This window comes from Pseudomonas sp. RT4P38 (genome assembly GCF_054897765.1).
Window position 1 is genome coordinate 4,949,026 of the sequence record NZ_CM142703.1, and the last position, 14,928, is coordinate 4,963,953.

The window sequence follows — 14,928 nt, forward strand, 5'->3', positions numbered from 1 at the left end:
GTGGCAGTACGAGGTGCGTAATTTATAGTAATTCTCATATAGATTTAAAGTATTGCTTCGCCTTGCCTGACAAATAGTCTTGCTCGAGCACCTGCACACCCCTTCACCTGTTACGCCATATGTCTGCGGCTAAATTCCACGCTGCCTTCATCGTTTACAGGACAGCTCCCCGTCCCTTTGAACGACGGGCCGACACCTATTGGCCGGAACCCTGCATGAAACGTCCCCGACAGACCCGACGCGCCCTGCTTGTAGCACTTTGTCTGATCCCCGTTATCGCCGTGGCCGCCTGGCAGATCATCCCGCCCGGTCGAGACCAGTTCGCCACCGTTAAGGTCACCCGTGCCGACATCGAAAGCAGCGTCACGGCCCTGGGTACCCTGCAACCTCGACGCTATGTCGACGTCGGTGCCCAGGCGTCCGGGCAGATCCACAAGATCCACGTGGAAGTCGGCGATGTGGTCAAGGAAGGCCAATTGCTGGTGGAGATCGATCCGTCCACGCAACAGGCCAAACTCGACGCCGGGCGTTTCTCCATCGAAAACCTCAAAGCACAGCTGCAGGAGCAACGGGCGCAGCACGACCTCGCCCGGCAGAAATTCCAGCGCCAGCAGAACCTCAAGGCCGGTGGCGCCACCCGTGAAGAAGACGTGCAGACCGCCGAGGCCGAATTGCGCGCCACCCAGGCCCGTATCGACATGTTCCAGGCGCAGATCCGCCAGGCCCAGGCCAGCCTGCGCAGTGATCAGGCGGAATTCGGCTACACGCGAATCTATGCGCCGATGAGCGGAACCGTCGTTGCACTCGACGCCCGTGAAGGCCAGACGCTCAACGCCCAGCAACAAACGCCACTGATTCTGCGCATCGCCAATTTGTCGCCGATGACCGTCTGGGCCGAGGTGTCGGAAGCCGATATCGGTCACGTCAAACCCGGCATGACGGCCTGGTTCACCACCCTCAGCGGCGGTAACCGTCGCTGGAACAGCACCGTGCGGCAGATTCTGCCGGTGCCGCCCAAGCCGTTGGACCAGACCAGCGAGGGCGGCGGCAACCCGGCCAGCTCGAGCAAAAGTGGCAGCGCTCGCGTGGTGCTGTACACCGTGTTGCTCGACGTCGATAACGCCGACAACGCGCTGATGGCGGAAATGACCACGCAAGTATTCTTCGTCGCCGAGCAGGCGAAAAACGTCCTCACTGCACCTATCGCAGCCCTGCAAGCCGGCACTGGAACGGACAATCAGACCGCCCAAGTCGTCGCCAAAAACGGCCGAATCGAGCAGCGTGACGTGCGCACCGGGATCAGCGATCGCCTGCGGGTACAGATCCTAGACGGCTTGCAGGAAGGCGATCACCTGTTGATCGGCCCAGCCGACGGGAGTGGCGGCTGAATGCTGACGCCCCTGATCGACCTGCAGGACATCCGCAAAGCCTACGGCGGCGGCGATTCACCGGAAGTTCACGTACTGCGCGGCATCGACCTGTCGATCCATGCCGGGGAATTCGTGGCGATCGTCGGTGCCTCCGGCTCCGGCAAGTCGACGCTGATGAACATCCTCGGCTGCCTCGACCGTCCGACCTCGGGCGAATACCGCTTCGCCGGGGAAGACGTCGCCGCACTCGACAGCGACGAACTGGCCTGGCTACGCCGCGAAGCATTCGGTTTTGTGTTCCAGGGTTATCACCTGATCCCGTCCGGCTCGGCCCAGGAAAACGTCGAGATGCCGGCCATCTATGCCGGCACTCCGGCAGCCGAACGCCACGCCCGCGCCGCCGCCCTGCTCGACCGCCTCGGCCTGGCCTCGCGCACCGGCAACCGTCCGCACCAGCTCTCCGGCGGCCAGCAACAACGGGTATCCATCGCCCGAGCCTTGATGAACGGCGGCCACATCATCCTCGCCGACGAACCCACCGGCGCCCTCGACAGCCACAGCGGCGCCGAGGTCATGGCCCTGCTCGACGAACTGGCGAGCCAGGGCCACGTGGTGATCCTCATCACCCACGACCGCGAAGTGGCGGCCCGGGCCAAACGCATCATCGAAATTCGCGACGGGTTGATCATCAGCGACAGCGCCAGGGACAATCCCGAAGCGCAGACCTCGGCCAATCCTGGCGCACTGCAAGCGGTGGACTTGCGCAAGCGTCTCACCGAAGGCGCCGAAGCCACCGGGGCCTGGAAAGGTGAAGTGGTTGATGCGGTGCAAGCCGCGTGGCGGGTGATGTGGATCAACCGCTTTCGCACCGCACTGACCTTGCTCGGGATCATCATCGGCGTGGCGTCGGTGGTGGTCATGCTGGCCGTCGGTGAAGGCAGCAAGCGTCAGGTGATGGCGCAAATGGGCGCGTTCGGCTCCAACATCATTTATCTCAGCGGCTCGTCACCGAACCCGCGAACGCCGCTGGGCATCGTCACCCTGGATGACGTTGCGGCGGTGGGAAGCCTGCCGCAAGTGACACGGATCATGCCGGTCAACGGCCAGGAGGCCGGAGTGCGTTTCGGCAACCTCGACCACTTAAGTTACGTCGGCGGCAACGACACCCATTTCCCGGCGATTTTCAACTGGCCGGTGGTCGAAGGCAGCTATTTCACCCAGGAAGATGAACGCAACGCGGCGGCGGTCGCGGTGATTGGCCACAAGGTGCGCACCAAGTTGCTCAAGGACGTCGCCAACCCGATCGGCCAGTACATCCTGATCGAGAACGTACCGTTCCAGGTGGTCGGCGTGCTTGCCGAAAAAGGCGCCAGCTCCGGCGACTCCGACAGCGACGACCGCATCGCCATCCCCTACTCCGCTGCGAGTGTGCGGTTGTTCGGCACCCACAACCCCGAATACGTGGCCATCGCCGCCGCCGATGCGCGCAAGGTCAAAGAGACGGAAAAAGCCATCGAGCAATTGATGCTGCGACTGCACAACGGCAAGAAGGATTTCGAACTGACCAACAACGCGGCGATGATTCAGGCCGAGGCACGCACGCAAAATACGCTGTCGCTGATGCTCGGCTCGATTGCCGCGATCTCTCTGCTGGTGGGCGGCATCGGCGTGATGAACATCATGCTCATGACCGTGCGCGAACGCACCCGCGAGATCGGCATTCGCATGGCCACTGGCGCTCGTCAACGGGACATCCTGCGCCAGTTCCTCACCGAAGCGGTGATGCTTTCGGTGGTCGGCGGGCTTGCCGGGATCGCCTTGGCGCTGATCGTCGGCGGCGTACTGATCCTCAGCGAAGTCGCCGTCGCGTTCTCCTTGATAGCGGTGCTCGGTGCCTTCGGCTGCGCCCTGGTCACCGGTGTTGTCTTCGGCTTCATGCCGGCCCGCAAAGCTGCCCGACTCGACCCGGTCACGGCCCTTACTAGTGAATGATCTCTCCATGAAGCCGCAACTGAGTTTGCTGACCCTCTGCCTGTTGCTCGGCGCCTGTGGCAGTCCCGCCCAGCGCCCGGACAGGGGCCTCCAGCCGCCCGCCTCCTGGCAATCGCCGCACACGCAAAGCGCCACGCGCAGCAATCTGCAATGGTGGACGCAGTTCGGCAGCCCGCAGCTGGATCAACTGATCGAACAGGCAAGGGTCGGCAGTTACGACCTGGCTGCTGCGATCGCTCGGGTGCGCCAGGCACAGGCCGAAACGGTCGTTGCCGGAGGTTCGCAGCTACCCGAAGTCAAGGGTGCCCTGAACGCCAATCGGCAAAAACTATTGCGCGGCAACGGCTACAGCCAGCTCGATGCCGACGGCGATAACAAGGCCGTCGATTACTTCAACGCCAGCCTCAGCGCCACTTACGAAGTCGACTTCTGGGGCGGTCAACGAGCCTCCCGCGACAGTGCGCAATTCGGCTTGCAGGCCAGCGAATTCGATCAGGCGACAGTGGAGTTGACGCTGCTCAGCGGCGTCGCCAACAGTTACGCGCAAAGCTTGTCGTTGCGTGAGCAAAGTCGCATTGCCGAGCTGAATCTGGCGAACGCGCAGAATGTTATGAAACTGGTGCAGACGCGTTTTGACTCAGGCTCGGCGACGGCTTTGGAACTGGCGCAGCAGAAGAGTCTGGTCGCCGCGCAACAACGACAATTGCCGTTGGTGCAGCAACAGGCTCAGGACGCACAGATCAGCCTTGCCGCCCTGCTCGGCCGACCGGTGCAGGAGTTGTCTTTGGGTCAGGAACGCTTTGATCAACTGTCATGGCCGACCATTGGCGCTGGCCTGCCCAGCGAACTGCTCAGCCGTCGCCCGGACATCGCCCGCGCCGAAGCGCAATTGGCCGCCGCACAAGCCAACGTCACCGTCGCCCGCGCGGCGATGCTACCGAAGGTCACGTTGAGCGCGGAACTCGGATCGGGCGCGGATCGTGCGGCGGACATGCTGCGCAATCCTTTCTACAACCTCACCGCCGGATTGCTTGCGCCGGTCTTCAACAATGGTCGCCTGAGCGCCGAGCGCGACAAGGCCACGGCCCGTCAGGAAGAACTGCTGGAGACGTACCGCGGGGCGATCATCAATGGCTTCGCCGATGTGGAAAAAGCCCTCAACAGCATTCGCGGACTGGACGAACAGCGGCAGTGGCAAGGTGAAGAATTGAACCAGGCGCAGACGGCATTCAACATTGCGCAAAGCCGCTATCAGGCCGGTGCCGAGGATTTGCTGACGGTGCTGGAGACACAGCGCACGCTGTATGCGGCGCAGGATTTGAATGTGCAACTGCGGTTGTCGCGGTTGCAGGCGAGTATTGCGTTGTACAAAGCTATCGGCGGAGGGTGGCAGGTTCTGTGATTTGAGTCGCCAGTAAGTCCGCTATCGCGAGCAAGCTCGCTCCCACATTTGATCAGCGCCGAATACAGATTCTGTGTCCGCCGAAGATCAGTGTGGGAGCGAGCTTGCTCGCGATTGAACGATTACTCGGTAATCAAACCGGACTTTGTTTAGCCTTCAAATGCCGCGCATACCAAGGCCGTTGCGGAACCTTGCGGAACAAATCCGCGAGCTTCTTCTCGTCATCCCCAAAGGTAATCCGCAACGCCAGCTTCATGGTTTCCGGGTCCATCTCAACCGACTTGCCGGTCTGCAACCCCGGCGTGGTACGGCAACCATGAGTGCTCGGGCCGAGCCACGGGTCGTCGATCTCGACCCAACGTCCCGGCGCAAACCAAGGCACACCCTTCACCTCAAGCCGACTGACCTCCCCCGGATGAAAGCGCTCGTGCGCACGGAACCAGTCTTCCAGTCGATCATCGATCCAGCCATGAAAATGCCAGAACACCGGATTCACGTGGGACGAAAACGGATCGCCGAGGAAGTCGTTTTCCGGTGCATACCAGCGCGCGGAAAAGTCCGCCGGATCCCGGGCAAACGGCACCGGTTGACCGTTGGATGGATCACGCGGCACCGAGGCCCAACGCATGTGCAGCCAGTCGTGCAACCCCAGTTCCACCTCTGAACCGAACTGACCCAGGGTCAATTTCGACAGATAACGCGGATCGCGGTACTGCGATTCCCAGACCTGGAAATTGCTGTGGTAGGTCTCGGCGGTCTTGATGTCGCTGACCCATTGCGAGTACTCAGCATCGTCGTCGGCCAGCCAGGTCGGCGGCAGCGCGGTGCCGTCGTGGTTGTCGAAATAACGGGCGAACCCAACGCGATCACGCGCCAGTTCCGGCTGGGGCAAGGGGAAGTGCGACCAGGACGGCAAGTCCTGCAGGGAGCGCGCCGTGCCGAGCATGTGCCGGTGCATGAAGAAAAAATCCACGCCCGAGCCGTTACGATCCTTGCGCGCGCCACGCGCATCACGCTCCTTTTCTCGCGGACCAGGCTGCCAGCCAATGCCGCGCAGGGCACCGCGCTTGTCTTCGGACAGGGTGTGCCATTTGTCCCGGGAGGCATGCCAGAGCTGGTGAAACAGTCGATGCTCGGGCGAAATCAGCCAGGCCAGCAGCGTCGGATTGAGACCGCTGCGCTCGCGGGCTTCGGGGAACACGCGCTTGATGGCAATGAAGCGATTGTCCTGGGCCGTCAACATCAACGGACGATCCAGATTCAACACGCGACCACTGAGGGTGCCGCTGCCAGCGTTGCCGAAACCGGCCCAGACTTCGTCCAGCGCCATGCTGAATTCATAATCCGCTGCGCCGCTGGCGCTGAGCAGTCGCCAGCTCAATTGCGCCGATTTGGCGCCGGCCAGGTCGCCGAGCACCCGGTAACGCGGCACCTCGCTCGAACGCAAACGCTCGGCGGTGTCGAGGAACCCGTTCAAGCCGCGACCTTTGTGGCCGATGTCGAGGAACACCTCCAGCCCGTCCCGAGGCAGGCCTTCGATGCCGGCGTCATGACCTTCGAAACGAATCTGCCAGACACCGCGCAAGGTGTTCGCCAAATGCTGGCCAGCGACATCCGCGACATCGAATGACGCTTCGCCGGGGGTGATCGTCGGGTCCGGTTTCGTCCATTCACGATGCCCATAAAAAGCCGCAGGCACGGCGGCGCCGGTCAGCGCCAGGCCTGCCATGAACCATCGTCGAGAAATCGTCATTGCCCTACCTGTGTCAGCCATGAAGCAGGCTTTATCCAAGCTAGAACGTTTGCTCTCTCCGGAAATTTAAGAGCTTCGCGGGCAAGCCTCGCTCCTACGGGGTAGCGCAAAACCTGTAGGAACGAGGCTTGCCCGCGAAGAGGCCATCAGCCCCACTAAATTTTCTGGCCAGCCACTCGTTCTTCCCAGATAGCAAAGGCCCCTGCGCCAGCCCCCCAACGGCGAACCTGACTGAGACGGCAATGACAAAACCACGTTCGAAAAAGGCTCTTTACATCGGCCTGCCGCTGGCCCTGGCAATCAGCGCCGGTGCAGGCTTTGCGGCCTGGGATTACGGGTTCAAGGACAATCCCGGTTACCCGGTCAAGGTGATGAAACAAGCCGATGAGCTGCACGAGCGAATCCTCTCCTTCGACAGTCACGTCACCGTCCCGCTGGACTTCGGCACCGCCGGCAATGAAGCGGACAAGGACGGCACCGGGCAATTCGACCTGGTCAAGACCGGGCGCGGACGCTTGTCTGGCGCAGCCCTGACGATCTTTGGCTGGCCGGAAATCTGGAACGGCAAAAACGCCCCGCACCGCCCAACCGCCGGCTTCGTCGACGAAGCACGGTTCGAGCAGGAAACCCGCTACAAAATCATCAGCACCCTGGTTCGCGACTTCCCCAATCAGGTCGCCATCGCCTACACCCCCGACGATTTCCGCCGCCTGCACGGCGAAGGCAAGTTCGCGATCTTCATGAGCATGCTCAACGCCTATCCGCTGGGCAACGACCTGAACGCCCTGGACAAGTGGGCGGCACGCGGCATGCGCATGTTCGGCTTCAGTTACGTGGGCAACAACGCCTGGGCTGACTCGTCCCGGCCGTTGCCGTTTTTCAACGATTCCCGCGACGCCCTCGGCGGCCTCTCGGAGATTGGCAAGCAGGCCGTGCACCGCCTCAACGACCTCGGCGTGATCATCGACGTTTCGCAGATGTCGACCAAGGCGCTAGAGCAAGTTGCCCAGTTGAGCCGTGCACCGATGGTCGCTTCCCACTCCGCGCCACGCGGGCTGGTGGACATCCCGCGCAACCTCAGCGACCAGGAAATGCAACTGATCAAGAACAGTGGCGGCGTGGTGCAGATTGTCGGTTTCCCGACCTACATCCGCCCGCTCAGCCAGGCCACCCAGGACAAACTCAACGCCCTGCGCGCACGCTTCGACCTGCAACCGCTGCAAGGCCTGGAGATGGCGCTGATGCCGGGTGATCCGGTGATCACCGTCTGGTCCGAACAACGTTTCGGCGAGTACGCCAGTCAGCTCTATGCCATCGTCGACGAGGAGCCCAAGGCAAACCTCAAGGACTACGGCGACGCGATCGACTATGCGGTGAAGAAAATCGGCATCGACCACGTCGGCATCAGTTCCGACTTCAACGATGGCGGCGGTCTGGACGGCTGGAAAGACGTCAGCGAGGGCCGCAACGTATCGGCCGAGCTGATCAGTCGCGGCTACGGCGAAGCCGATATCGCCAAGCTCTGGGGCGGCAATTTCCTGCGGGTCTGGGACCAGGTGCAAAAATCGTCCAAGCCTGTCGCCAAGAACTGATCCCATCTTTTGCAAAAGCGAACCGAGCTCATGACCAACCGTCGTTCATTCCTCAAGCTGGCCGGTATTCTCGCGGCCGGCCTGCCCCTGGGCGCTGCCGTGAACCTGCCAACGCTGGCCGCCAATCCGGCGCCGCTGCCGAAGGATAAGTGGGCGCAACTACGCCAGATGTTCAATCAGGACCCGGATTACCTGCACTTCGCCAACTTTCTGGTGACCTCACACCCAAGACCGGTGCGTGAAGCGATAGACATGCACCGCGCCAACCTCGACCGCAATCCTGGCCTGGTCATGGACTGGGACCTTGGGGAAACCGAAAAACGCGAGCAGGAAGTACGCGTCTGGGCCGGCCGTTACCTCAAGGCCAAGCCCGAGCAGATCGCCCTCACCGGCAGCACCACCGAAGGCCTTTCACTGATCTACGGCGGCATTCACGTGCGCCCCGACCAGGAAATCCTCACCAGCGAACACGAACACTACGCCACGAACTACGCGCTGGGGTATCGCCAGCAAAAGGACGGGGTCAAGGTTCGCAAGCTCAAGCTGTTCGAGAACAGTCACGACGTTTCAGTGGATGAAGTGCTCGGTTCGATCGCCAAAGGCATTCGCCCCGAAACTCGAGTGCTCGGCATGACGTGGGTGCAATCGGGTAGCGGCGTGAAACTGCCGATCGGCGAGATCGGCAAACTGGTGGACGAACAGAACCGCAACCGCGAAGACAAGGACCGCATCCTGTATGTGGTCGACGGCGTCCATGGCTTCGGCGTCGAGAACCTCGACTTCCCCGACATGCACTGCGATTTCTTCATTGCCGGCACCCACAAATGGATGTTCGGCCCGCGCGGTACCGGGATCATCTGCGCCCGTTCGGCCGAGCTCAAGGACGTGACGCCGACCATCCCGACGTTCTCCGAAGCCACCACCTTCTCGACCATCATGACCCCCGGCGGCTATCACAGCTTTGAGCATCGCTGGGCCCTGAACGAAGCCTTCAAGCTGCACTTGGACCTGGGCAAGGCCGAGGTCCAGGCGCGCATCCACGCGCTCAATACCTACGCAAAAAACCGTCTGCTGGAGCACCCGCAGATCGAACGGGTGACGCCAAAGAGCCCGGACCTGTCGGCCGGTTTTACCTTCTTCCGGATCAAGGATCGGGACTGCGAAAAAGTCGCCGTCCAACTGATGGAAAACCGCGTGGTCTGCGACTCGGTGGACCGCGATGTTGGCCCAGTGATCCGCATCGCCCCCGGCCTGCTCAACACCGAAAACGATATCGACCGCTTCATGGCCGTGTTGAGCAAGAGCCTGTGATTTCCTTTAATCGAGATGACTCATGAACCGTGATCTGCTGACTCTGACGCTGACTGCCCTCCTCACAGGACTGCTGCCGACTGCCGCCCAAGCCGCCGCACCGGCGCAACCAGGCAAAGTGTTCAAGGACTGCCGGGACTGCCCGGAAATGGTCGTGCTGCCAGCCGGCACCTTCACCATGGGCACACCGGACGATGAAGTCGGTCGCGAGCCTGATGAAGGTCCGATGCATGACGTGACCTTCACCAAACCGTTCGCCATGAGCCGCTTTCAGGTCACCGCTGGTGAATGGGACAGCTACGTGCGCGAGAGTGGCGTGACCATCGCCAATGGCGATACCCGGCCGGGTCGCGAGTGCGTCGCCAGCAAGCCGCGTTATCCGCAGAGCCCGCGTCAGCCCGCGGTGTGCATGAACTTCGACGACGTCAAAAACTACGTCGCCTGGCTGTCGAAAAAAACCGGGCAGACGTACCGCATGGTCAGCGAGGCCCAACGCGAATATGCCGCGCGTGGTGGCAGCAAAGGGCCGTTCCCCTTCCCGTTCGATGAGGGCAAGGAATACAGCATCAGCAAACACGCCAACACCTATGGCCCGGCGGACGGTTACAGCTTCAGCTCGCCAGTGGGCAGCTACCCGCCGAACGCCTTCGGCCTGTACGACATGCACGGCAATGTCTACGAATGGGTCGAAGACTGCGAACACCCTGATTACGTCGCAGCCCCCACCGATGGCAGCGCCTGGGTTGAGCCCAAGTGCGAAGCCGTGCGGATTCGCGGCAACGACTGGGGTGAAGCGCCGGTGTTCTCGCGCTCCGGCAACCGCAACAGCCAGTACCCGCAAGAACGTGGCGACTGGATGGGTTTCCGTATCGTGCGCGATCTCTAAGCCGTAAGCCCACCCCCTGTGGGAGCGAGCTTGCTCCGGGCGGCGTTCCGACGATGGCTATCTTTCAGTTAATGGAAATATCGGCTGATAGTCCGCTATCGCGAGCAAGCTCGCTCCCACAGGGTTATGTGTGGTGTCAGTCGGCGACCTTGTAAATTAAGCCTTCCACCAGACGTTCTACTGGGTATCTGCCTTTACGACCCAAGGAACTGTCTTCCATGACCCAGCCTACCCGTGGCGCCATCGGTGAATTATTCGCCCTGTTGAAACCCTTTCGGCTCATCGTCGCCGCGTCCATTTTCCTGGGCATGGTCGGCGGCCTGAGCGTCACGGTATTGCTGACGACGATCAACAACGCCCTGCATTCGGACACCGGCCTGACCCAGGGCGTCGTCGCCCTGTTCGCCGGCCTGTGCCTGCTGGCATTGGCCAGTTCGATCTGTTCGGACATCGGCACCAACTATGTGGGCCAGCACATCATCGCCAAACTGCGCAAACAGCTCGGTGAAAAAGTCCTGTCGGCACCGATCGAACAGATCGAGCGCTATCGCAGCCACCGTTTGATCCCGGTGCTGACCCACGACGTCGACACCATCAGCGACTTCGCTTTCGCCTTCGCGCCGCTGGCCATTTCCGCCACCGTGACCCTGGGCTGCATGGGCTACCTGGCCATTCTGTCGTGGCCGATGTTCCTGATCATGGTCGCCGCCATCCTGATCGGCACGGCGATTCAGGCCTACGCCCAGAGCAAAGGGGTGCAGGGTTTCATGGCCGCCCGTGAGGCCGAAGATGAACTGCAAAAGCACTACAACGCAATTGCCGAGGGTGCCAAGGAACTGCGCATTCATCGTCCACGCCGCCAGCGCATGTTCGTCTCGGGCATCAAGGCAACGGCCGAGTTCATCTGCAACACACAAGTGCGTTCGATCAACACCTTCGTCATCGCCAAGACCTTCGGCTCGATGCTGTTCTTCGTGGTGATCGGCCTGGCCCTCGCCCTGCAATCCTATTGGCCGAGTGCCGATAAAACCGTGATGAGCGGCTTTGTGCTGGTGCTGCTTTATATGAAAGGCCCGCTGGAGCATTTGATCAGCACCCTGCCGATCGTCAGCCGCGCGCAGATTGCTTTTCGCCGCATCGCCGAACTGTCGGAGCAGTTTTCCGCCCCGGAACCGCATCTGCTGCTCAGCGATAAAGGCAACGTCAAGCAAGCGGTACACGAACTGAAACTGGCCGATGTGCGTTTCAGCTTCCCGGCGGCCGAAGGTGCTGCCCCTTTCCAGCTCGGGCCGTTGAACCTGACGATCAAGCAAGGCGACATCACCTTTATTGTCGGCGAGAACGGTTGCGGCAAGACCACGCTGATCAAGCTGCTGCTGGGCCTGTACACACCGCAACAGGGCGAAATCCGCGTCAACGGCGAGGCGATCGACGCGCAGAACCGCGATGACTATCGCCAGTTATTCACAACGATTTTTGCCGACTATTACCTGTTCGATGATGTGGTCCAGGGCGATACGCACATCCCCGAAGACGCCAACAACTACCTGCAACGGCTGGAGATCGCGCACAAGGTCAGCGTCAAGGACGGCAACTTCACCACCACTGACCTCTCCACCGGCCAACGCAAACGCCTGGCATTGGTCAATGCCTGGCTGGAAGAACGTCCGGTACTGGTGTTCGATGAATGGGCGGCCGACCAGGACCCGACCTTCCGCCGGATTTTCTATACCGAGCTGCTGCCGGACCTTAAACGCCTGGGCAAGACCATCATCGTCATCTCCCACGATGACCGTTACTTCGACGTAGCGGACCAACTGGTGCGCATGGAAAGCGGACGGGTCGTCACCGACCTTTCCCCCGCCTGACAACCCGGCCCCCGTAGGAGCCAGCGGTGCGGCAAGCCTGGCTCCTACGACCCACCTTTCGACATTTATTTTTCCGGTTTCTTTCCGGTTTCACGTTCGTGCTGCGTCTAATAATCATTCCTATTAACAAAAACTCTGCACAACACTTTTTCAGGAGCTCAGGTAAGTAATGCGACCTCAACCACGCCGCACACCTTTCGCGCTGGCCGTACAGCGCCCGACTTTGCATCGCACCCTGTTCACTAGCGTACTGCTCACCGCCACCTTGCTGGGGAGCTCGATGGCCAATGCTGCACCTGTGAAATTGAACATTGCAGGTCAATCGCTTTCCAACGCGCTGACCGAGCTGGGCATGCAGACCAATCTGCAGATCCTCTACAGCCCGGACCAGGTTGCAGGCATCAAGTCCCGCGCGGTGTCCGGTTCGCTGGAACCGTCCGACGCCCTGAAGGCTATGCTGCAAGGCACCGGCATCTCGTTCCAGATCAACGGCAACAGCGTCACCCTGGTGTCCGGCGGTTCCTCGAGCCTGCAACTGGGCGCGACCACCATTTCCGGCCAGGCCCTGGGCCTGACCACCGAAGACACCGGTTCCTACACCACCGGCGCGACCACCACCGCGACCAAGCTGCCGCTGACCCTGCGTGAAACACCGCAATCGGTAACCGTGGTGACGCGTCAGCAAATGGACGATCGCGGCGCAACGAGCGTCGGTGACGTATTGCGCAACACCCCCGGCGTTACGACACAGAAGTACGACAGTGACCGAACCGAGTTTTCCGCCCGTGGCTTTGCCATCACCAACTTTCAGTACGATGGCGTCAACCAGCCTTACGACGGAGTGTACGGTGAAAACCCGAACAACAGCGACGACGCGGCCAGCCTCGATCGCGTCGAAGTCATCAAAGGTGCTACCGGCCTGATGACTGGCTCGGGCGACCCGTCCGCCACCGTCAACCTGGTGCGCAAGAAGCCGACCAAGGAATTCAAGGCGTCGGTCAGTGCCACCGCCGGTTCCTGGGACAACTACCGCACCGAAGGCGATATCTCCGGTTCGCTGAACGATTCCGGCAGCGTGCGTGGCCGCTTTGTGGGCGCCTACCAGGACAAAGATTCGTACATCGACCACTACAGCCAGAAGAAAGACCTGTTCTACGGCATCCTCGAAGCCGACCTGACCGATGACACACTGCTGACCCTGGGCGTCGACAAGTCCAGTGCTACCCCGCGCGGCAGCTCCTGGACCGGTAACGCGCCGTACTTCACCGACGGTGGCCGCACCGACTTCTCTCGCAGCTTCAACCCCGGTGCCGACTGGAGCCGTCGTGATTTCGACAGCGTCACTTATTTCTCGTCGCTGGAACAAGCACTGGCCAATGACTGGAAATTCAAGGCCAGTTTCGACCAGAAAACCACCGATCACGATACCCAACTGGCCTCGGCCAGCGGTGGTTCCGCGGACCGCGCCACTGGCGAAGGCAATTTCCTTTACTGGGGTCGCTGGGAAGGTCATCGCGTGCAGAACACGGCAGACGTAAACGTCACCGGTCCGTTCTCCCTGGGCGGTCGCGAGCATGAACTGGTGGCCGGCGTCATGGCGTCCCACTCGCGCCAGACCGGTGCAACCTACGACACCAGCGCCTTTGAACTGGTGCCGGGCAGCATCTATGACTGGGAAGGCAATCTGCCGAAACAGGAGTTCCCGAAAAACGGCAAATACGAACGCACCCAGAGCCAGAACGGTGTTTACCTGGCCACGCGCTTGCGTCCGACCGACGACCTGTCGTTCATCCTCGGCAGCCGTCTGAGTACCTTCAAGTACAACGAGGATTACTCCTACTATCCGGGCGGCACCCTGAGCGACACTCACGCCAGCTATAAGGAACATGGCGTCGTCACGCCTTACGCCGGTGTGGTCTATGACCTGAACGATACCTACTCGGTCTACGGCAGCTACACCAAGATTTACCAGCCTCAGATCAACAAGGACATCAACGGTGCGACCCTGGCACCGGTCGAAGGTGACAGCTACGAAACCGGCCTGAAAGCGGCCTACTTCGAAGGAAAGCTGAACGCCAGTCTGGCCTTCTTCCGCATTGAGCAGGACAACGTCGCTCAATCGGTCGGCACCAATGAGGTCACCGGCGATGGAATTTTCAAAGCCACCGACGGCGCCACCACCAATGGTGTGGAACTGGAACTGGCCGGCGAACTGGCTCAGGATTGGAACGTGTCTGCCGGCTACACCTACGCCCGCACCCGTGATAAGGACGAACAACGCATCTTTGGTTTCCCGCTGGCCACCAGCAAACCGGAACACGTGATTCGTACGTTCACCACCTACCGTCTGCCCGGCGCGCTGAACCAGTTCACCGTCGGTGGCGGTGTCAGCTGGCAGAGCGCCTTTTACGGCCAGAGCTACAGCCCCAACGTGGGCGGTGGCGAGGGCGGCAGCACCATGCTCAAGCAAGGTGGCTACACCCTCGTGGACCTGATGACCCGTTATCAGTACGACGAACACCTGAGCTTCACCGCCAATGCCAACAACGTCTTCGACAAGAAGTACCTGACGGGCCTGGGCAACTTCGGCACCACGTTCTACGGCGAGCCACGCAACCTGCAGCTCACCGCGAAGTATGATTTCTGAGTGGCTCAACTGAAATGAAAAATGCCCATATCGCGAGATACGGGCATTTTTTATGGCTACGCAATGATCGTTCCCACGCTCTGGACTGACCCCAAAAGTTGGACACT

At 61.1% G+C, this 14,928-nt stretch carries 9 protein-coding genes; 8 read left to right on the plus strand and 1 reads right to left on the minus strand.

Annotated features, from left to right (window positions below; all coding sequences use genetic code 11):
• Positions 1-215 precede the first annotated feature (215 nt).
• Genes ACYZT7_RS23025 through ACYZT7_RS23035 form a run of 3 tightly spaced genes read left to right on the plus strand, consistent with a single transcriptional unit; the run spans position 216 to position 4,764 of the window.
• The gene (locus ACYZT7_RS23025) at positions 216-1,388 is read left to right on the plus strand and encodes an efflux RND transporter periplasmic adaptor subunit (protein ID WP_462038350.1); all 1,173 of its coding nucleotides are present in this window, start codon (positions 216-218) and stop codon (positions 1,386-1,388) included.
• Positions 1,389-3,362 carry a MacB family efflux pump subunit gene (locus ACYZT7_RS23030; protein WP_462038351.1) on the plus strand — a complete coding sequence of 658 codons (1,974 nt, stop codon included), beginning with the start codon at positions 1,389-1,391 and terminating at the stop codon, positions 3,360-3,362. It begins immediately after the preceding gene.
• Positions 3,363-3,369: 7 nt separating this feature from the next.
• Positions 3,370-4,764 (plus strand): efflux transporter outer membrane subunit, encoded by a 1,395-nt coding sequence (locus ACYZT7_RS23035; RefSeq protein ID WP_462038352.1) that lies wholly within the window; start codon positions 3,370-3,372, stop codon positions 4,762-4,764.
• Between the two features lie 133 nt (positions 4,765-4,897).
• On the opposite strand, the gene pvdP is transcribed toward ACYZT7_RS23035, so the two are convergent.
• The gene (gene pvdP / locus ACYZT7_RS23040; protein WP_462038353.1) at positions 4,898-6,517 is read right to left on the minus strand and encodes a pyoverdine maturation tyrosinase PvdP; all 1,620 of its coding nucleotides are present in this window, start codon (positions 6,515-6,517) and stop codon (positions 4,898-4,900) included.
• A 242-nt stretch (positions 6,518-6,759) separates the two neighbouring features.
• Between pvdP and pvdM the strand changes: the two genes are divergently transcribed.
• The 5 genes from pvdM to ACYZT7_RS23065 all read left to right on the plus strand — a co-directional run bounded on the left by pvdM (position 6,760) and on the right by ACYZT7_RS23065 (position 14,821).
• On the plus strand, positions 6,760-8,109 hold the full coding sequence (gene pvdM / locus ACYZT7_RS23045) for a pyoverdine-tailoring dipeptidase-like protein PvdM (RefSeq protein ID WP_462038354.1): 1,350 nt from the start codon (positions 6,760-6,762) through the stop codon (positions 8,107-8,109).
• 30 nt (positions 8,110-8,139) lie between these two features.
• Entirely contained in the window at positions 8,140-9,420 is a 1,281-nt protein-coding gene (gene pvdN, locus ACYZT7_RS23050) for a pyoverdine-tailoring periplasmic protein PvdN (protein WP_462038355.1), read from the plus strand.
• 22 nt (positions 9,421-9,442) lie between these two features.
• A complete protein-coding gene (gene pvdO, locus ACYZT7_RS23055) occupies positions 9,443-10,306 on the plus strand; it encodes a dihydropyoverdine dehydrogenase (protein WP_462038356.1) in 864 nt (287 codons plus the stop codon).
• Between the two features lie 218 nt (positions 10,307-10,524).
• Positions 10,525-12,174: a cyclic peptide export ABC transporter gene (locus tag ACYZT7_RS23060; RefSeq protein WP_462038357.1), complete on the plus strand. Its 1,650-nt coding sequence runs from the start codon at positions 10,525-10,527 to the stop codon at positions 12,172-12,174.
• Between the two features lie 169 nt (positions 12,175-12,343).
• Positions 12,344-14,821, plus strand: a complete 2,478-nt coding sequence (locus ACYZT7_RS23065) for a TonB-dependent siderophore receptor (RefSeq protein WP_462038358.1) — start codon at positions 12,344-12,346, stop codon at positions 14,819-14,821.
• The last annotated feature ends 107 nt before the right edge of the window (positions 14,822-14,928 follow it).